Here is an 18,700-nt window from a genome sequence, read left to right on the forward strand (position 1 = left end):
TGGGGGAAATTACTGTTCGGGCGGAACGGTGATGCAGTTGCGTGCGTTGCGCACCATATAGCCGCAGATCGCGCCCGCCATGTCCTTATCGAGCCCGGTAAGGCGCGCACGGTAAAGCGGCCCGTCTGCGGTCTTCACTTCCTGCACATAGGCCCGCACCTCGCCCGCGATCGGCTTGGCGGCGCGCGCCGCGTCCGCGACTGCCAACTGGCTCTGTTCGCGGCTCGAATAGGCGCCGACCTGCACGGCCCAGCGCGTCGTATCGACCGGTCCGCCCACCGATGGCGGCAACGCAGCGGCTTCGGGCCGGGCATCGGGCTGCATCACGGCACGTTCCTGCATGGCGGCTTCGCGCGCCGCGTTTTCCCATGATGGCGGCGCGTTCATTGCGACCGTGGTGACGCCGCCTTCGCCGCTCTCTTCGCTGCTGTCGTAACTGAATTCCTCCATGCCCCCGGCGGTATCGCCTTCGGCAATGGCATAGCCGTTTTCGCCCGGCTTGCGCGGCGGCACGGGGAAAGCTTCCGCACCGTTCGTTGTGCCGGCCACGCGCACCGCGTAATCCTCGTCCAGGCCGAAGCGGGCGAAATTGCGATCGAGAAGTTTTTCCATCTGGCTGTCGCGGGTGTGGGTGCTGCGCCCGCCGAACACGACGGCAATCAAACGTTTGTCGTTGCGTTGCGCCGAAGCGACAAGATTGAAACCGGAATCGCGGATAAAGCCGGTTTTGATCCCGTCCATGCCGTCATAGCGCTTCATCAGATGATTGTGGTTGGCGTGCGTCACGCCTTTATAGGTAAAACTTTTTGTCGAAAACAGCGGGTAATAGGCGGGGTAGTGATACAGCAACGCGCGGCCAAGGATCGCCATGTCGCGCGCGGTCGTCACCTGTTGCTTGTCGGGCAGGCCGGAAGCGTTGCGAAACACGGTTCGGTCCATGCCAAGCCTGCGCGCCTGTGCCGTCATCTGGCTGGCAAAATTCTTTTCGCTGCCGCCGATTGCTTCCGCCAGCACGACAGCCGCATCGTTGGCCGATTGCGTCACGAGCCCGAGCACGGCTTCGCGCGCGCTGATAGTTGACCCGGCGCGCAGGCCCAGCTTGGAAGGCGATTGCGCGGCGGCGAAGGACGAGATTTTCAAAGGCTGGTCGAGCTGCAAGCGCCCCGCCGCCAGTTCGCGGAAGGTCATGTACAGCGTCATCATCTTGGTGAGCGAGGCCGGATGGCGGGATGCGCGCGAATCTTCGCCTTCCAGAACCTTGCCGGTGCGGGCATCGACGACGATGTGCGAATAGGGCGGGCGGTATGGCGCCGCACGCTTCTTCTTGCGCGCGTATGCGTCATCAGGGAAAGCGGTTGCCGTCAGCGCGACAAGCGCCAGAAGCATCACCAGCGAGCGCCAGGAAAAACGCGGAAAGAATGCGTCTGCTCTTTGCACCGAACGACCCCCTTGCTGGCAAATTCAGGTGGAATAGCGGCAAAGCGGCTAACGAACCGAATCACCCCCAGCGCCCCAAGCAAATGCTAACCTATTGGAATTAAAACACAAGTTTAGGGTATTGAACCGACACAATGTGCAAAATGGCGGTTTCTTGCCACCCCGCCCACAGGGCCGATGACGCCATATAGCATAGTTTATTCCCGCTTGACGTAAACAAAGACTTAACTATACTGACTTATTGTGCGGTGCAGCATAGACCGGTATGCATATCGTTCAAACGATATGCAGCCGGAACAATCCTTGTCACACCAGCCACCGGCCCCAGGTGAAGGCTTAGCCAGAAGCCACGGGCCATAAAAGGGAGCGAACCATGACCACGACCAGCAAAACCAAGGCGCCTCACCTGAAAACGGTCGATCCGGAAGCGATCGAAAGCGTCATGAAGGCTGGCCAGGAAGCCGCCAGCAAACAGTTTGAGGGAGCCATGAAAGCAACATCCGAACAGCTCGAACAAGTCAGCAAGCGCCTGATGCAATCGGCCGAGCAAATGACATCTGCCAACCGCGAAACCATGGAAGCATGCGTTTCCGCCGCCACCATCTGCGCCAAGGGCTGCGAAGAAATCAGCCGCAGCCTGATGAACTGGTCGCAAGCCTCGCTCGAACAGGCGATGGCCACCAGCAAGCAGGCGCTGACGGTCAAGACCTTGCGCGAATATGTCGATCTGCAGACCGAATTCGTCAAAACCTGCCTCGACAGCACGCTGGCCGAAACCAGCCGTTGCAGCGAGCTGGCGACGCGCACCGTCAACCAGGCGATCGAGCCGGTGACCGAAAAGGTCAACGCCGCGATGGAACGCTTCAATCAGCAGAGCAAGGAAGCGGCGAAGGACGCCGCCTAGGCTTTTCGCTTATTCGTTTCTCCGTTATTGCCATAACGGAAAGGCCGGAAACCCAAGCTAGCGAAGCTTTGGTTCCGGCCTTTTTCGTGTCCATGACCGCAAAGACAGCTTCAGGCCACGGGCATATGAGGTTCGTCGCGCAAGGATGGGGCGGATGCGTGTTCGGCGCGGCGCATCCCGCCATAGGCATGGCGGCAATATCCGTAAATGCTGAGCATCATCCATGCCGCCTGTCCGATCATTGCGGCAAGGTTAAAATTATTGAGCAGAGAGATAATAACCAGAATGGCCGAGCCGACATTTAAAAACGCATAAGCGGCCGAACCTGCAAACCCATCCCTTACCTGCAACCCCGCATGCGCAACCAGGTAGCCGACGACGCCGGCGAGACCGACACAATCAAAGAATGACAGCCCGGTCAATTCTTCAAACATGGCAGCGGCCCGGAAAATGGCTTGAGAAATAATGCGTGGCCGGAAATGAAATGCGGCTGGCTTGATTAAACCGCGAACAAGTAAACGATCCTTTAATTCGGCGCTTAGTGCACCTGCTCCGCTTCATCAATCACGCTCAGCGCAAGCCGGTAGGCGGCGATCATCATGCCGTCGTACTTTTCGTGCAAATCAACCTCGCGCATGCGGTGCAGAAGCGCCAGCGTCTCGTCAGCGACCGCAGCCAGCGCGACCGTGCGGCCGTCCGCGAGGCGCACGCTCAGGCTGCGCGCCCGCATATCCAGATGCACCGCAAGCGGCTCGCCTTCGAAAAATTCATGGAAGGTCAGAATGGGAAGGATCCGGTTTTCTTGTTCTTGATGTACGGTCATCTCTGTATTCCCCTGTTTTATCGTCCGGGCCCTGCAAGCCCCTGCAATCCGCAATTACCTTTGATTGGCTAGTTCTTATGGATTATTTGTAGCATACGGTTTGACTGTTTTTGCTTTCATGTATGGTGTATTTTCCGTTAACATGCTGATTTATATGGAATTCTGTATCTTCCAGAACAATCGCTTAGCATGGTTTTTGTAATTTTATTGCGTTTCCATGTGCGTCCCCATCAGCCTCTACCTTGCCGCCGCGAGGGCACCATAAGCGATATTTTCCGGGATGCTCGGCCGGCGCTTTGGGTTATGCTTTGCAGGGCGTTATTTCTGAAGCGGGAGAGGTTGGATGCTTGGTTTCTATGACGGCGCGGCCTGGGGGGTCATTATCGGGCTGGCGCTCATGATCATCGGCGGTCTGGTGATCTGGGCTTACGGCGCGCGGCGCTTCCAGCAAACCACCCCGGCCCTGAACAGCGATAATCCGGAAGCCGAAGCGACACGGCGCTTTCACAGCCGCCTTTCGCGCGCCTTTTTTATGTATGGAATTTCCGCCATCATCGCCGGGCTCGCGCTGTTCGCGTTCGCGGGTCGGCACTTTCTGTAATAAATCCTGCTAGATAACCAGCGCAGCGACAAGCCAGCGCAACGGGTGACGGCTCGGCGGGCCCGGCCATACGGGCACGGTTCTCTGGGCTGCGTCTTCCATAAGGTTCTGCGGTGAATGGAGGCGCGCCAGGGAATGGGCGTTTGTAAGATACCAAGAGCGATGGCGCCGCGGCAAAAAGCATATATACCCAGAAGCGGGGCCGCGGCCGCACCCGCAAACGGCAAACATGCGAACGCGCATGCCGCCGTGGCTGCGGCAAGAAATCCGCGCGCAAGATAGGTGTTGCGATAATATCTGTAAGCGGGCACATGGCGGCCGCTACGGTTCGGAACCGTTTGAACAAATTCATCCAGTGGGCCAACGGCACGCGACATATCTGCGCTCGTATAAATTAAATATGAAAAATAAATCTGGGGCTATTGTACCGTGCGGTACGCACAACGGCAATTGCTTGAATAGTTTCATTAACCACAAAAACAGGTGGAATTGCCTTTAAACGGCAAGCGCAGGGATAAAAATCTAGGCCTCTTCGGCCTCGGCCTGCCGCATCATGCGCTTGCGCATGTTGGGATCGAGCCAGCGCTTGCGCAAGCGCACGTTTTGCGGCGTCACCTCGATCAGCTCGTCGTCGGCGATATAGGCCATCGCCTTTTCAAGCGTCATCTGGATCGGCGGCGTCAGCCTGATCGCTTCATCCTTGCCGCTGGCGCGCACGTTGGTCAGCTTCTTGCCTTCGATCACATTGACATCAAGGTCGTTTTCCTTGCTGTGCTCGCCGATGATCATGCCTTCGTAAACCTTAAGTCCCGGATTGATCAGCATCGGCCCGCGCTCTTCAAGCTTCCACAGCGAATAAGCGGTCGCTTCGCCGGGCGAATTGGAAATCAGAACGCCGGTGCGGCGCGGCGCGATCGTGCCCTTGAAGGGCGCATAGCCGTGGAACAGCCGGTTCATCAGGCCCGTGCCGCGCGTGTCGGAAAGAAATTCGCCGTGATAGCCGATCAGGCCCCGCGAAGGCGCATAAAAGGTCAAGCGCACCTTGCCGCCGCCGGAAGGCTTCATGTCCATCAGCTCGCCCTTGCGTTCCGATATCTTGCTGACGACGGTGCCGGAATATTGTTCGTCAACATCGACCTGCACTTCCTCGATCGGCTCCTGCTTCTGGCCGTTTTCGGTCTTGAACAGCACGCGCGGGCGGGAAATCGAAAGTTCGAACCCTTCGCGGCGCATGGTTTCGATCAGGATCCCGAGCTGTAATTCGCCGCGGCCCGAAACTTCGAATGCGTCGCCGCCCTGCGTTTCCGCGACGCGAATCGCGACATTGCCCTCGACCTCGCGCAGCAAACGGTCGCGGATCATGCGGCTCGTGACCTTGTCGCCTTCAAGCCCCGCAAGCGGCGAATCGTTCACCGAAAACGTCATGGCGATGGTGGGTGGATCGACCGGCTGCGCCTGCAGCGGCGTTTCCACCGCAACATCGCAAATCGTATCGGCCACGGTTGCCTTGACCATGCCGGCGATGGCGACGATATCGCCCGCTTCGGCTTCTTCCACCGGCACGCGCTCGAGCCCGCGGAACGCCAGCAACTTGGTCACACGACCCTGTTCGATCAGCTTGCCGTCGCGTGAAAGCGCCTTGATCGGCATGTTGGGTTTCACCCGCCCGCTTTGCACCCGCCCCGTGAGGATACGGCCGAGATAGGGGTTGGCCTCAAGAATGGTGGCAAGCAGCGTGAAGGGTGCGTCGTTTTCCACCTTCGGCGGCGGCACGTGGCGCGCGATCAATTCGAACAGCGGCGTCAGATCCTTGCGTTCGCCGCCGGGCACGTTTTCCTCGAGCTTCTCGGCCGCCCAGCCGCTGCGGCCGGATGCGAAAAGCGTCGGGAAATCGAGCTGATCTTCGCTGGCATCAAGCGCCGCGAACAGATCGAACACTTCATCATGCACCGCGTGCGGGCGGGCGTCACTGCGATCGACCTTGTTGACCACAACGATCGGGCGCAGCCCCAGCGCAAGCGCCTTGGAAACCACGAACTTGGTTTGCGGCAACGGGCCTTCGGCCGCGTCCACCAGCACGACAACGCCATCGACCATGGAAAGGATGCGCTCCACCTCGCCGCCGAAATCGGCGTGGCCGGGGGTATCGACAATATTGATGCGCAGATCGTTCCAGAAGATCGATGTACACTTGGCCAGGATGGTGATGCCGCGTTCGCGCTCCAGATCATTGCTGTCCATCGCGCGTTCCGCCACATGCTGATTGTCGCGGAAGGTGCCGGACTGGCGCAGCATGGCATCCACGAGCGTGGTTTTACCGTGGTCAACGTGGGCGATGATGGCGATGTTACGCAGATTCATAAGGTCTCTCGCAGCCGATCAAGCATTTTCCGCCCAAGTGGAAACCGGTTGGACGCAGAAAATGCGGTAAAACAAAAAATCAGCGCGTTTTCACGGGTTCGACATGGTCAGAAAACGCGCCAGACTGCGTGCCTTATGGCGGTTTTGCGCGGGAAAGGCAAGGAAAAGCCGCTATACCGGCCCGGCGGGGCGTATCTGAACAAGCGGCGTATTGATAAGGGCTTCATCCCGGGCGGGCATGCGCTCGACATATTTCCCGCGGGCGGCCTGCATGGCTGCATGCAGCCCCATGATTTTACGGTTGGCCTTAACCGCCGCCACGAGCGCGCCGCCGGTATCCATGATTGCGTCCGCATGCCGCAAGATCAAAAGGTTGGGTATGGCTTCCGGGCGTATGACAAGCAGTGTCTCAAGCGCCTGCCGGGCCATTTGCCGTTTTTCGCTGCGCGCAAGCGTCAATTCGCCGAAGGCGCGCTTGTACAGAATGGCCATCGCCATGGCCGTGCTGCGCGATTTGCCGCGCAGGCATGTCACCGCCAGCGTGCCTTCGGGCTTGGCGGCAAAGAATTCGCCCGCGAAATCCAGACCGGCCTGCACCTGTTCGCGCGCGGGGCTGTATTTTATTGTTCTATGCAACAAAAATCCGCGGCGCGTTTTTTCCGTATCCCAGCAAGTCAGCACCGCTTGCCGCACGCCGGGCCTGCTAAAATCCGGCGCGGCCCTGCCATCCGTCGTTGCGGTCGGGTGATCGAAGCTTATGAATGCGCCGAGGCCTTCGCGCGCCTGCGCCTCAGCCAATTCGCTGTGTGGTCGTATAATAACGTTGCCGCTCATACTATCGTTTTCTGAAAATGCCCGTAACAATAATGGCGTTATAGATGAGTTGCGGGCAAAAAGGCAAGCGCACCGGTCAACTCCGCAGCGCCGCCATGATGTAATCGGGTACAACATTGTGCTGTGTCAGCAACTTGCCCAGCTTTGCTTCGTCCGGCCATGCGCCGTTAACCACACCGAGCGCGGTGGCATACATGCCGCCCGGCATCAAAACGCTTTGCATGCCCGCAGCGCGCGCGCCCGCGATATCGGTTTCAAGATTATCGCCCACCATCACGGCGCGGCCCGGCGCAATACCGAGTTCGGCCAGAATGCGCGCAAAGGCTTCCCCATACGGCTTGCCGTATGGCGCGCGGCCGTCGCCGCCCATGGCGGCATAGGCATCGACCAGCGCCGCGCTGGCCGGCACGCATGCCGCGCCAACCGCCACCGCGCGATCGGGGTTGGCACACAGCATCGGCAATTTGCGCGCAAGGCAGCGTTCCAGCAGCGGCCGGTAATGCGCCTCGTCATACCTGTCGCCCGGCAAGTTGACAACCAGAATAAAGCTGGCGTCTTCCGGTTCCGGCACAAGCGTGATGCCGGTGCCGTCATAAAAACCGGCTTCTTCTTGCTTGCCTATCATATAGGCGCGCGCGCCAAGTTTTTGCAGCCACGCATCGTCGCGCTTTTGCAAGGCCTCGTATGTCATCTGGCCCGATGTAAGCAGCGCGTCATACAGATCGGGCACAAGCCCGTATTTTTTTATGTTTTCGCGCGCCGAAAAAAGCGGGCGCGGCGAATTGGAAAGAATGCCGGTTTTTTTCCCCGCGCGCTTCAGCGCGCGCAAGGTGTCGATCACGCCGTCATAAGCCCGCGTGCCGTCATGCAGCACGCCCCACATGTCGAACACGAAGGCGTCCGCGCCGGTCGCATTCAGGCTTTCAAGTTTTTTCGGCAAGGCGCGCTTCGGCCACTTCGCAAATATAATGATAGATGCACATATGCACCTGCTGGATATCGGGCGTGCGCTTCGACGGTACATCGATCAGAATGTCGGCAAGCGGCGCCATTTTGCCGCCGCCCGCGCCCGTAAGCGCAAGCGTTACCATGCCTTGCTTCTTCGCTTGCTCGAACGCCTTGATCACGTTGGGCGAATTGCCGGACGTGCTGATCCCCCACACCACGCCGCCCGGCGCGCCATAGGCTTCCACCTGGCGGGAAAACACCGTGTCGTAGCCAACATCGTTGCTCCAGGCCGTCAGCGTCGCGTTGTCGGCCGTCAGCGCGATCACGTTATAGGCCTTGCGATTGACCAGAAAGCGCCCGACCATTTCGCCCGCAATATGCATGGCATCGGCAGCCGAACCGCCATTGCCGCACACCAAAACAGGCTTGCTTGCCGCAAGCGCCGCCACAATGGCTTCAACCGCGTCGTCGGCGCGTGCCGCCGCGCCATGCGCGGCCATGGCAGCCGCAAGCTCGGACGCGTTCTTCAAATGCTGCTGGATGGTAAGCCCGGTGGTCATAGGCCGATCTTAGCGTCCGCAACCCCTATAGGCTATGAAAAAAAGGCCGCGCACGGCACGGGGCGCCTACGAAGCGCCGGCGCAATCTTCTCTGCCTTCCTCGTGCGCCGCAAAGCGCAGAAAAGCCGGGCTCAGATGCGCGGCGAAGGCGTGGCGGGAAAACATGCGCGCGGCATGGTCGCTGGCACGGCGGCCCATGGCGGCGCACTGGTCCTCGTTCTTCAGCAAATAACGCAGCGCGCGGGCGGCATCGTCCACATCGGCCTCGGCCCACTGCCCATCGCGATACTGGCCCTGCGGGTCCACCACCGGCACCAGCCGGTAATCGACCAGCTCGGCGCAGGCACGGTTCATGAAATCGACATTCCCGGACCAGTTGGTCGCCACCACCGCCTTGCCAAGACGCATGGCTTCGGCGAGCACGAGCCCGAAACCTTCGGCCCGGTGCAGCGAAAGCACAATATCGCAGCTCGCGATCAACGCGTAGGCCGCTTCCTGATCGAGCGTATCGGTCATAAGCCGGATGCGCGGGTCGCCCGCCGTCAGCGCCTTAAGCGCCGCAAACTGTTCGGGCGCGGCTTCCGGGTGGCTGACCTTGATAACCAGCAGCGCGCCATATGTGCCGGGCTCGGCGGCACGAAACGCCTTGATGGCCGCCATCGGGTTTTTGCGCGCCATGCTGGAGCGCAGATCGAACATCGTGAGCACGATCTTCATATGGTCGGGCAAATCGAAGCGCGCGCGCGCCGGCATCACGTGATCGAGCGCGGGCACCGGGTGCGGCACCACATGCACGGGAATGGGCGGGATCGCGCTGCGTGCCAGAATGGCGTCGCGCACGAAATTGCTGTGTACCCATAATTCATGGAAGTGGCGCAGACGCGGCATCCAGGCTTCCGGCACTTCCGGCGTTTCCCACGCCCAGAAACCTATGCGATAGCTGCTGCGCACCAGCGCGGGATCAAGATGCGAAAAAGCCATGCCCATTTCCGGCGGATTGACGCCGAGCACGAGCACGCCGCCCGCGGGCGCGGGCTTTTGCGGCAGCGCCGCTTCGCCGTAATCCTGCAGCTTGATCATGGCGCTGAGGCTTTCTTCGCGCAGCGCATAGCCGCAAGCCTGCAAACCGTCGCGGTAAAGCCGCATGGCGGTGCCGAGCCCGAGCACGGATTGCGTATAACCGGCAATTGTTACCGGCCCCTGCGGAATGGTTTCAAGCGGCGCGGGCGGCGGCACCTTGCGCGCCAACACATTGTTGACCCTGTCGCGCACCAGCGGCGCCATGCGTTTGCGCATGCCCTCCGGCACGAAATTGCGCCAGCCGCGTTGCAGGATTTTCAAAGCCGCCATGAAAAAGCCGTTGCTGTTTTCGCCGTAAAATTCCGGTTAAACGGTCAATAGGGGTCCGCCCGCCTGGCCGCCGCGCCGGTGCTGCGGCCTGCCCGCTTCCTGCGGGGTCATCATCTCGTGAAATCACCGCTGTTTTAGCCCATTGCCGGGGAAACTGAAACCGCTTATTTTGCCTGCTCGAACAGTCATTTGCCCTCCGGAACACGCCGCAAGTCCATGAACGCTTCCCAGGCCGCGCCCATCCCTCCGCCCACGGCACCCGCCGTGCCCGAAGGGCTGTTTGCGCGGCTATGGACGGCGCGGCACTTTACCCTGCATCTTGCGCTCGCCGAATTGCGCGCGCGCTTTCGCCGTTCCTATATCGGCATTTTATGGGCGATGCTGCAGCCGCTTTTGCTCACGCTCGTGATCGCGGTGGTGATGACCGCAATTTTCAAGCAGCCCTTCGCCAGTTTCTCCGTTTATGTCTTTTCCGGCCTTGTGCTGTGGGAATATTTCACGAACGCGATCATGATCGGCGCGGTCGCGCTTGTGAACGCCGAAGGCTATATCAAGCAGGTCAGCCTGCCGGTCGTCATTTACCCGGTAAAGGCGATGGTCTATTGCACTATTTTGTTCGGGCTTGGTTTGTCCGGCTTCGCGCTCTATACGCTGGCGGTAAGCCCGGATCTGTTCAGCCTGTACTGGCTCTATATTGCGCCGCTCACGCTCGCGATGCTGGCGCTGTGCACGCCGCTTGCCATCATCAGCGCTTTTATCAATCTGAAGTTCCGCGATTACCAGCAATCGATCGGGATCGCGCTGCAAATGCTTTGGTACCTTTCGCCCGTTTTCATCATGCGCAACATCTTCGAACATCCGGCGCTGGCGACCTGGACCGCGATCAACCCCATCGCCGCCCTGTGCGATATCATGCGCGCGCCGCTGCTGGAAGGCCGCGCGCCTGATGCGCGCGATTGGATGGTGATTGGCGTTTATGCCGCAATTTTCTGGGCCGCCGCGCTTATCGTCATGGCGCGTGAACGAAAGAAGGTTGTGTTTTACTTCTAGGCTTCAGGCCGCGCTCAGCTTCTTGCCCGTCATTTCCTCGTGATACGCGCCGCACACCGTATCGGGGTCGCCGTCCGCGCGCAGCTTGCCGCCATCGATCCAGATGATGCGGTTGCAGATGCGGCGGATCAGGTTCATATCGTGCGTCACGAACACAACGATGCTGGCGCGGCTGATCAACCCCTGCATGCGTTCCGCCGCGCGCTGCTGGAAAGCGGCATCGCCCGCGCCGAACACTTCGTCGATCAGCAGAATGTTGCCTTCGAGGTAAGTCGATATGGCGAAGGCCAGCCGCACATACATGCCGGCGGAATACATGCGCATCGGCATATCGATGAATTCGCCCAGGCCCGCAAAATCCACGATATCCTTTTCGCGTGCAGCGATATCGTCGGGCGCGCACCCCATTGCAAGGCCGCGATAAAAAATGTTTTCGCGGCCGGTCGATTCCGTCTCGAACCCCAAACCGAAATCGAACAGACTCTGGATCCGCCCGCGCACCTCGATCCGCCCGTCCGCAACCGGGTAAATCCCCGCCATCGCGCGCAAAAGCGTCGATTTGCCCGCGCCGTTGCGGCCGATGATCCCGACCTTTTCGCCAACGCCAATGGAAAGGCTGACGCCGTTCAATGCGGTATGAAACTGTTTTTGCGGGCCCTGCGCGCCGCGATGGCCGAAAAGGCTGAAAAGCCCGGTCTTCAAACTGCCTTTGATGAACGGCCCGACAGGATAGCGCAGCACAACGCCGTCAAGCCTGATCAAAGGTTCGGGCAACGTTGCCTGCGTTTCACGCTTCATCAGTTTGCGCAGCACCATCGCCCGCCCCCGCCTACAGAACCGCGCCGGCGAGCGGCGCTTCGAGCAGCGCGCCAAGCAAAACCCACGCCGCCAGCGCCGCCATCAGAACGGCGGTGCCGCGGTTGATCACGGCGATGGTCTTTTCATCGAAGTGATGCCGCACGCAAGCGATGCCGCCCGAAAGCGTAAACCACCATGCCAGCGAACCGAGCATAATGCCGGCCGTCAACGTGCTGGCATCGGCATGCCCGAGCCTGCCGCCAAGCGCCGTCACCACAGCCATGATCGCGAACACGGTCACGGGGTTGGTGGCGGTCAGCATAAAGCCGCTCAACACAGCCTTCAGCGCGCCCGCCGCGCCGTCTGCGCCCACGGGCGCGTGCGGATGCGCGCGCCATAATTTCCATGTCATGGCGATCAGCACGATCCCGCCCACAATCCGGATCGGTCCCTGATAACCTTCAAGCAGGCTGATGATCGCGGCAATGCCGAAGGCGGCAACCGCACCGAACAGCGTGTCGGCCGCGGCGGCGCCGATCCCCGTCGCAAGACCGCTGAGAATGCCGCTATGCACCGTGCGCCGTATCACCAAAAGCCCGACGGGCCCCACGGGCGCCGCCACCATGACGCCGAGCACGATACCGCGGAACAGAACATCTATCTGGTCGAACACCGTTTATGCCCCGCCATGTTGTGTAACCGCCAGCACGGCATTGAGCCCGCCGAACGCGAATGAATTTTTCAGCGCCGCGCGCAACGGCATCGCGCGCGCTTCGCCCGTAACGATATCGAGCGCGCATTCCGGGTCTGCCGCGGTGAAATGCGCGGTCGGCGGCACGCGCTGCGCCTGCATGGCAAGCGCAAGCGCAACCATTTCGAGCGCGCCCGCCGCGCCCAGCGCATGCCCGAACAGCGATTTATTGGCAGTCACCGCCAGCTGGCCCGTATGCGCGCCGAACACGGCGTTCAGCGCCTTCGTCTCGGTCAAATCGTTGGCGCGCGTGCCGGTGCCGTGCGCATTGATATGGCCTATATCTTCCGCCTTCAGCCCCGCGTCATCGAGCGCGTTTTGCATAGCCCGCGCCATGCCGCCCGCGTCCGGCGTCGTCAGATCGCAGGCATCCGCGCTTTGCCCGAACCCGGCCAGCTCGGCGTAAATTTTTGCGCCGCGCGCTTGCGCGCGTTCAAGCGTTTCCAGCATCAGAATGCCGCAACCTTCGCCCATCACCATGCCCTGCCGGCCTTGCGAAAACGGGCGGCATACATCCGGCGCCATCACGCGCAAGGCTTCCCAGCCCTTCAGCGTGCCGAAGGTCATGCAGGCTTCCGTGCCGCCCGTGACGGCATAATCGACCGCGCCCGAACGCACCATCTGCATGGCGACACCGATCGCGTGCGTAGCCGAAGCGCAGGCGGACGCGACCGTAAAGGCCGGGCCGGTCAGCCCGCGGTCCATGCTGATATGGCTGGCGGCAGCGTTGATCATCAGCCGCGGAATGGTGAAAGGGTGAACGCGGCCGCCCGCGCGGTCGCGCAGCCGGTTATAGGAATCTTCCAGCGTCTGGTGCCCGCCCACGCCCGAACCGATGATGGTGGCGCAGCGCAGCGCCTCGTCCGGCGTCAAGGTCAGCCCGGCATCGTTCATCGCCTGCCGCGCGGCGATTACCGCGAACTGCGAAAAACGGTCCATGAATCCGAGCTTCTTGGAATCGATGATTTTTTCGGGCGCGAAATCTTTTATCACGGCGCCGGGGTAGTTTACCTTGCCGTCCTCGCGCTCGAAATCGATGCGGCCAAGCACGCTTTTGCCGGAAAAAATATTTTCGGCAAAGTCGGGAACGGTTTCGCCCGCAGGGCAAACAACGCCAAGGCCGGTGATGACGACGCGCGGAACCGGTTTCATGATGTGGGGTTCATGTCTGGCGGCGGGCTTAGGAAGCCGCTCCGGCCTGTTTCGCGCCGCCCTGCTTGATCGCGATCTGCTGTTCAACCAGCTTCACGACCTGCCCGAGCGTCTCGAATTCCTTGTTCTCGGCATTGGCGTTGAACGGCAACTGGACCGCATATTTGTCCTCGAGCGCGAACACGATCTCGACCACATCAAGCGAGCTGATATTAAGGTCCGTCAGCTTGGCGGCGGGATCGAGCTTGTCCCGCTCGACCATGGCCTTGTCGGCAATGATGTCCAGAATCTCGTTGGTCAGGCTGTTTTCCGTCATAGGCAATTCTCCGGGCACGCTTTTGTTTTCCTTGCTAAATAACCTTCAGCCATTGTCGCGGCTTTGTTCCAGCCGTGCAAGTTTTTGCGCCAGTTCTTTAACATCCGCGAACAGCATCTTCAACCTGTTGATATGCATAATATTTTCATAGACCCGGGTGCGCGCCATCGCGGGCAATCCGGCCACGATGCTTTTGGCCGGCACGGTGCTGCCCACGCCCGAAAAGGCCTGCACGACCGCATCGTCGCCGATCCGCAGGTGATCGCCCACCCCGGCGCTGCCGCCAAGCACAACCCGGTTGCCAAGCACGGCGCTGCCCGCAATTCCGGCGCGGCCGCAGATCAGGCAATCTTCGCCGATCTGCACATTATGGCCGATCTGGACCTGGTTATCGATTTTGGTGCCGCGGCCGATGCGGGTCGGCGCCACGGTGCCGCGGTCGATGCTGGTGCAAGCGCCGATCTCGACATCGTCGCCCACGATCACGTTACCGAGGCTGGCGATCCGCACCAGGCCCTGATGGTTGGTCGCCTTCACCTCGCCGCTCGCCTTGGCGCTTTCGACGCTGCCCGCCTCGGGCGTCACGAAGCTGAAACCGTCCGCGCCGATCACGGCGTTGTAATGAATGATGCAGCGCGCGCCGATCGAAACATTCTCACCGATCCGCACGCCCGCGCGCACAAGCGTATCGGCGCCGATCTGCGCGCCCGCTTCTACCGTCACATGCGCATGCAAAACGGCGCGGTCGCCGATCTGCGCGCCGCTCGCTACATAGCAATGGGCGCCCACCGAAGCCTGCGCACCAAGTTGCACGCCGTCTTCCACCGTCGCGGTCGGGTGCACACCGGGCGCGCCCGGTGTGGGCGCGGCGAACAGGCCGGTTAGCTGTGCCATAGCAAGGCGCGGACGGCGCACGACCACGCAGGCCGCAAATTCACCCGCCACCGCCGCAACATCTTCGCCCAAAGCTTCTTCGCCAAGCACGACGGCATCGCACCCTTTTTCGCGCGCAAGCGGCACAAGCTTCTTGTCCATCGCCAGCGCAAGGTCGCCCGCCGCGCGCCAGTCGGAAGGATGCGTGATGCGGCTGATCGCGCGCGCGCCATCACCCACCAGCCTGCCGCCCGTGGCGGCGGCGATTTCCTGCATGGTATGGGTGCGCGGCATGGCTTGGGCTCCTTCTGCCCCTGGAATGTTTCTGCCCCCATAGATAGGCCAGCGCGCGCGGGCTGAAAAGGGCGTGGTGGCGCCGTGAAATAATTGGTAACAATAGCTGCATGCGCGCCGCCCCTGCATCGCTTTTTCCGCCATTGTTTTTACGGCCCGGTTTGATGGCGGCCTTGATGCTGTGCGCGCTTGCCTGCCTGCCCGGCACGGCGGCGGCCGGGGCCAAGAACGGCATGCCTTCGCTTTTGCAGCCCGAAGATGTGTGGGCGATCCGCGCGGTGCCGACGGGCGATGACAGCAGCGGCGGCTACTGCCTGCTCGATCAGCCTTATGAGAACGGTTTCCGGCTGCATTTCGCCCTGCTCGATGAAGGGCCGAAGGACGCTGCGGCAACCGACGATACGCCGGAAGCCGGGCATCTCAGCCTCGGGCTCGTGGTGCCGCGCGCGGGCTTCGGAAGCGGCGACACACACGATCTTATCTTGCAAATCGATAGCGCGTTGCAACGCCCGGTGCGGGCGGTGGCCAAAACCGGCGATCTGCTGGTCGCCGATATCGGCCGCGACCGCGATTTCATTTATGCGCTGCGTCACGGCATGCAGTTGATCGCCATCGGCCGCATCGATCATACCAGCTACGCGCTGCCGAACCTCGATGACGCTTTCACGCATCTGGCCGCCTGCGCGGCCGATTTACGCGCAAAGGCACAAGACCGCGCGCGTGCCGCGCACATGCTGGTGCCCGAAGCGTGGCCCGAAAGCCTTGGCGCGCTTTTGCGCGCGGCGGGGCTGACGGGCGCGGTGCCGGTCGCGCTCGGCGATGTTCCGCCCGATCTGCGCCCGGCCGATTATGTATGGCGGCACGGCAATGTGCTTGGCGGCGTGCGCGAAACACAAGCGCCGGATGGCGCTTCGCTCGAAGGCATGGTCAAGTTTTATGCCGATGCGTTCCGGGAAAAATGCCAGGGCAAGTTCACGGCGCGTGAAGGCACGGCGCTGGGCGCCGGCATGGCGCACATGATGCCGGGCACGATTGCGTGCGAGCTGACGGACACAAGCATCTTCGCCGCACTTATATATGTGCTAAGCCGCGACGGGGTTTTCACGCTCTACCTCAATCAGGGCGAAGCGGCCGCGGCGGCGCAGGCGACCGCCGATCGCGACGCCATCATGCGCACGCTGCGCGGCTTCTATGCTGATGCCGCCAAGCCGGGCACACCGGTGGCGGCCAAAAAACCGTAAAACTTTCCGCGCCGCAACAAGCCGGGGCAGGGCGCGGCCTATAAAAACCATCAAAAAAACAGAAAATGAAGATTGTTTTTTACCATGCCCGCGCGCTTGCCCAGCAAATACAACGTTGCATCCGGCGCAATGGTTAAGATTACCAAAGCATTTTATAAAATCTTAAAACAAATCAGCTAGCTTTTGATTATTACGAATCAGTGCATATTGGCACCCCGTGCGGGGAACGGATATTCCATATGGTTATGAAAGGCCTCGGCGCAATGCACATTACCCACCCGCACTATACGTTTGGCGCCAGCATCGATGCTTCTCTTTTGCATTACGATCCTCTGACCGGTCTGCCCGACAGGCGCGGTCTTTCCGATATTGTCGGCGCGGCAAGCGAACAGGCCGCCAAATATCCGCAAGGCGGCGCTTATTTTGTGGCCGGAATCGATCACATGCAGCGCATCAACCGCACATACGGGCTTGAAGCCGGGCACGATGTTTTGCGCCATGTCGCGCTTTTGCTTGCCACCTATTTCGATGATCGCGCCCACATCTGCTGGCTGGGCGGCGATACCTTTGGCATCGTCGTGCCCGATCTGGGCGTGAAGACCATGGCCGAAACCGCCGAAGCGGTGCTTGAGATGTTCCGCACGGCGCGCGCCCCCGCGCCGCTCGAAGGGCCGGTTCTGGTTTCGCTCGGCGGCATCGTCATGCCTTCCATTTTTCCGCTGGTCAGCGATATCGTGCACGGCGCCGAAAGCGCGATGCAAAAAGCCAAGGATAGCGGCCGCAATTGCTTCGCCAGCTGCCGCGAAACCATGCGCGAAGCGGCGCCGGACGCCAACGAAATTGCCGCGCTCGTGCGCACCGCCATTGCCGACAACAAGATCCAGCTTGCATGGCAGCCGATCGTGGAATCCTCGACCGGCGAAGTTCTGTTCTACGAAGCGCTCGCGCGCCTGTCGGATGAAGCGGGCCGCCCGCTTTCCGCCGCCGCCTTTATCCCGGTGGTCGAACAGCTCGGCCTTTCCTACGCCTTCGATTGCAAGGTGCTGGCGCTGGCCGTGGAAGAATTGAAGCAGCACCCGTCGCTGCAGCTCTCGATCAATGTTTCGGGCTACACCGCCGCGCAGCCCGGCTGGTCGGGCGAAGTGCAAACCGCGATGGCCGGTCGCCGCGATATTTCCGAACGCCTGATCATCGAAATCACCGAAACTGCCGATGTTATTGATTTCGAGCACACGACAAATTTCATCGCCGCCAACCAGGCGATGGGCGGGCGCACCGCGCTCGATGATTTCGGTGCGGGCTTCACCTCGATCAAGCAACTACGCACGCTGCCGGTACAGATCATGAAGCTCGATCGCGCGCTGGTGACCGATCTGCTCGATCATCACGAACAACAGGTCGTGATCCGCTCCCTCGTCGCGCTCGCGCGCGGGCTTGGCCTTCGCATCGTTGCCGAAGGCGTCGAAGACCAGGATGTCGCCGATTGGCTGAGCGCGCATCATGTCGATTACCAGCAGGGCTATCATCATGGCCGCCCGCAAATGAACCGCCCGTGGGCCATGGCGGCCTGAAGAAGGCCACAGGCCGCGCAAACAAAACAACGGCCTGAAACCGCGCCTCGTTTTTTCCCGAATTTTCTAGATTTTCAACAACGTCCGGTCAGGACTTGTTGTCGATATCGTGCAGCTTCTGCGCCATCTCGTTCAGCCTGCGCTGCATTTCCTCGAGCTGCGATTCGCTTTCGCCGCCGCCCGCGCCCGGCGGCGCGCTGGCCGCGGGTTTGCCCGGCGCAACGCCGCCGATGTTGAAGGGCATGAACACCTGCATCGCCTTTTCGATCATGGCCATGTTCTGCTTGCCCATTTCCTCGAGCGTGGTAAGCGGGAACACGCCGCCGAAGGCGTTCTTGAAATAATCCTGCATCGGTCCCTGATTGGCGGAAAGCTGACCCATGCTCTGTTCGAGATATTTCGGCACCAGCCACTGCATGTTGTTGCCGTAAAAACCGATCAACTGGCGCAAAAAGCTGATCGGCAAAAGATTCTGCCCGCTCTTGCTTTCTTCTTCGACGATGATCTGCGTCAAAACCGAACGCGTGATGTCGTCGCCGCTCTTGGCGTCGTACACGCTGAATTCCACGCCGTCCTTCACCATCTGGCACAGGTGATCGAGCGTCACATAGCTGCTGGTTGCGGTGTTATAGAGCCGCCGGTTGGCATACTTCTTGATCGTCACGGCCTCGGCGGCGGGCTGCTTGGATGTTTCGGGCTCGTTCATCGATATTTCCTGGAGGATGCTTCGCAAAGGGCCGGGATTGCCGCGCGAGGCCGATTTTGCAGCCCCCGCCGCCAAAAAACAAGGCCTATTATCCCCGCCCGGGCGCGGGCCGCGGCGGCACGTGACTCCG

General features: G+C 60.9%; 18 protein-coding genes and 1 pseudogene. 5 read left to right on the forward strand and 14 right to left on the reverse strand.

The features are described 5' to 3' along the window. Positions 1-9: 9 nt before the first annotated feature. Positions 10-1,437, reverse strand: a complete 1,428-nt coding sequence (locus GC131_02380) for a D-alanyl-D-alanine carboxypeptidase (GenBank protein MBI1272916.1) — start codon at positions 1,435-1,437, stop codon at positions 10-12. A 373-nt stretch (positions 1,438-1,810) separates the two neighbouring features. Between GC131_02380 and GC131_02385 the strand changes: the two genes are divergently transcribed. Further along, positions 1,811-2,341 (forward strand): hypothetical protein, encoded by a 531-nt coding sequence (locus GC131_02385; GenBank protein ID MBI1272917.1) that lies wholly within the window; start codon positions 1,811-1,813, stop codon positions 2,339-2,341. 110 nt (positions 2,342-2,451) lie between these two features. Here GC131_02385 and GC131_02390 read toward each other — a convergent pair whose 3' ends face one another. Then, positions 2,452-2,775, reverse strand: coding sequence for a cyclic nucleotide-binding protein (locus GC131_02390; protein ID MBI1272918.1), 324 nt, complete (start codon positions 2,773-2,775; stop codon positions 2,452-2,454). Between the two features lie 104 nt (positions 2,776-2,879). Next, complete coding sequence (locus GC131_02395) at positions 2,880-3,164, reverse strand: hypothetical protein (protein MBI1272919.1); 285 nt, start codon at positions 3,162-3,164, stop codon at positions 2,880-2,882. A 343-nt stretch (positions 3,165-3,507) separates the two neighbouring features. Between GC131_02395 and GC131_02400 the strand changes: the two genes are divergently transcribed. Further along, positions 3,508-3,765, forward strand: coding sequence for a hypothetical protein (locus GC131_02400; protein MBI1272920.1), 258 nt, complete (start codon positions 3,508-3,510; stop codon positions 3,763-3,765). A 522-nt stretch (positions 3,766-4,287) separates the two neighbouring features. Here GC131_02400 and typA read toward each other — a convergent pair. The 5 genes and pseudogenes from typA to GC131_02425 all read right to left on the reverse strand — a co-directional run bounded on the left by typA (position 4,288) and on the right by GC131_02425 (position 9,818). Continuing rightward, positions 4,288-6,126: a translational GTPase TypA gene (gene typA / locus GC131_02405; GenBank protein MBI1272921.1), complete on the reverse strand. Its 1,839-nt coding sequence runs from the start codon at positions 6,124-6,126 to the stop codon at positions 4,288-4,290. Between the two features lie 303 nt (positions 6,127-6,429). Then, positions 6,430-6,543: pseudogene (locus GC131_02410) on the reverse strand (tyrosine protein phosphatase). A gap of 493 nt (positions 6,544-7,036) precedes the next feature. Next, on the reverse strand, positions 7,037-7,984 hold the full coding sequence (locus tag GC131_02415) for a TIGR01459 family HAD-type hydrolase (GenBank protein MBI1272922.1): 948 nt from the start codon (positions 7,982-7,984) through the stop codon (positions 7,037-7,039). Then, positions 7,884-8,468, reverse strand: coding sequence for an SIS domain-containing protein (locus GC131_02420; protein ID MBI1272923.1), 585 nt, complete (start codon positions 8,466-8,468; stop codon positions 7,884-7,886). The genes GC131_02415 and GC131_02420 overlap by 101 nt, the downstream gene beginning before the upstream one ends. A gap of 66 nt (positions 8,469-8,534) precedes the next feature. Continuing rightward, positions 8,535-9,818, reverse strand: coding sequence for a glycosyltransferase (locus tag GC131_02425; protein ID MBI1272924.1), 1,284 nt, complete (start codon positions 9,816-9,818; stop codon positions 8,535-8,537). Between the two features lie 216 nt (positions 9,819-10,034). Here GC131_02425 and GC131_02430 point away from each other — a divergent pair, with 216 nt between their 5' ends. Beyond that, positions 10,035-10,868: a hypothetical protein gene (locus tag GC131_02430; protein MBI1272925.1), complete on the forward strand. Its 834-nt coding sequence runs from the start codon at positions 10,035-10,037 to the stop codon at positions 10,866-10,868. Between the two features lie 3 nt (positions 10,869-10,871). Here the strand turns inward: GC131_02430 and GC131_02435 are convergent, their stop codons facing one another. Genes GC131_02435 through lpxD form a run of 5 tightly spaced genes read right to left on the reverse strand, consistent with a single transcriptional unit; the run spans position 10,872 to position 15,052 of the window. Beyond that, the gene (locus GC131_02435) at positions 10,872-11,666 is read right to left on the reverse strand and encodes an ATP-binding cassette domain-containing protein (protein MBI1272926.1); all 795 of its coding nucleotides are present in this window, start codon (positions 11,664-11,666) and stop codon (positions 10,872-10,874) included. Positions 11,667-11,697: 31 nt separating this feature from the next. Continuing rightward, the gene (locus GC131_02440) at positions 11,698-12,339 is read right to left on the reverse strand and encodes a lysine transporter LysE (GenBank protein ID MBI1272927.1); all 642 of its coding nucleotides are present in this window, start codon (positions 12,337-12,339) and stop codon (positions 11,698-11,700) included. A 3-nt stretch (positions 12,340-12,342) separates the two neighbouring features. Then, positions 12,343-13,569: a beta-ketoacyl-ACP synthase II gene (locus GC131_02445; GenBank protein MBI1272928.1), complete on the reverse strand. Its 1,227-nt coding sequence runs from the start codon at positions 13,567-13,569 to the stop codon at positions 12,343-12,345. A 28-nt stretch (positions 13,570-13,597) separates the two neighbouring features. Then, positions 13,598-13,885 (reverse strand): acyl carrier protein, encoded by a 288-nt coding sequence (locus tag GC131_02450; protein MBI1272929.1) that lies wholly within the window; start codon positions 13,883-13,885, stop codon positions 13,598-13,600. A gap of 45 nt (positions 13,886-13,930) precedes the next feature. Then, entirely contained in the window at positions 13,931-15,052 is a 1,122-nt protein-coding gene (gene lpxD, locus GC131_02455) for a UDP-3-O-(3-hydroxymyristoyl)glucosamine N-acyltransferase (protein ID MBI1272930.1), read from the reverse strand. Positions 15,053-15,216: 164 nt separating this feature from the next. Here lpxD and GC131_02460 point away from each other — a divergent pair, with 164 nt between their 5' ends. Both GC131_02460 and GC131_02465 read left to right on the forward strand, forming a co-directional pair. After that, the gene (locus tag GC131_02460) at positions 15,217-16,293 is read left to right on the forward strand and encodes a hypothetical protein (GenBank protein MBI1272931.1); all 1,077 of its coding nucleotides are present in this window, start codon (positions 15,217-15,219) and stop codon (positions 16,291-16,293) included. Between the two features lie 239 nt (positions 16,294-16,532). Then, positions 16,533-17,864, forward strand: a complete 1,332-nt coding sequence (locus GC131_02465) for an EAL domain-containing protein (protein ID MBI1272932.1) — start codon at positions 16,533-16,535, stop codon at positions 17,862-17,864. An 88-nt stretch (positions 17,865-17,952) separates the two neighbouring features. Here the strand turns inward: GC131_02465 and phaR are convergent, their stop codons facing one another. Next, on the reverse strand, positions 17,953-18,570 hold the full coding sequence (phaR, locus tag GC131_02470; GenBank protein MBI1272933.1) for a polyhydroxyalkanoate synthesis repressor PhaR: 618 nt from the start codon (positions 18,568-18,570) through the stop codon (positions 17,953-17,955). Positions 18,571-18,700 lie beyond the last annotated feature (130 nt).

The sequence above is a fragment of the Alphaproteobacteria bacterium genome (assembly GCA_016124955.1).
Taxonomy (GTDB): Bacteria; Pseudomonadota; Alphaproteobacteria; order UBA9219; family RFNS01; genus RI-461.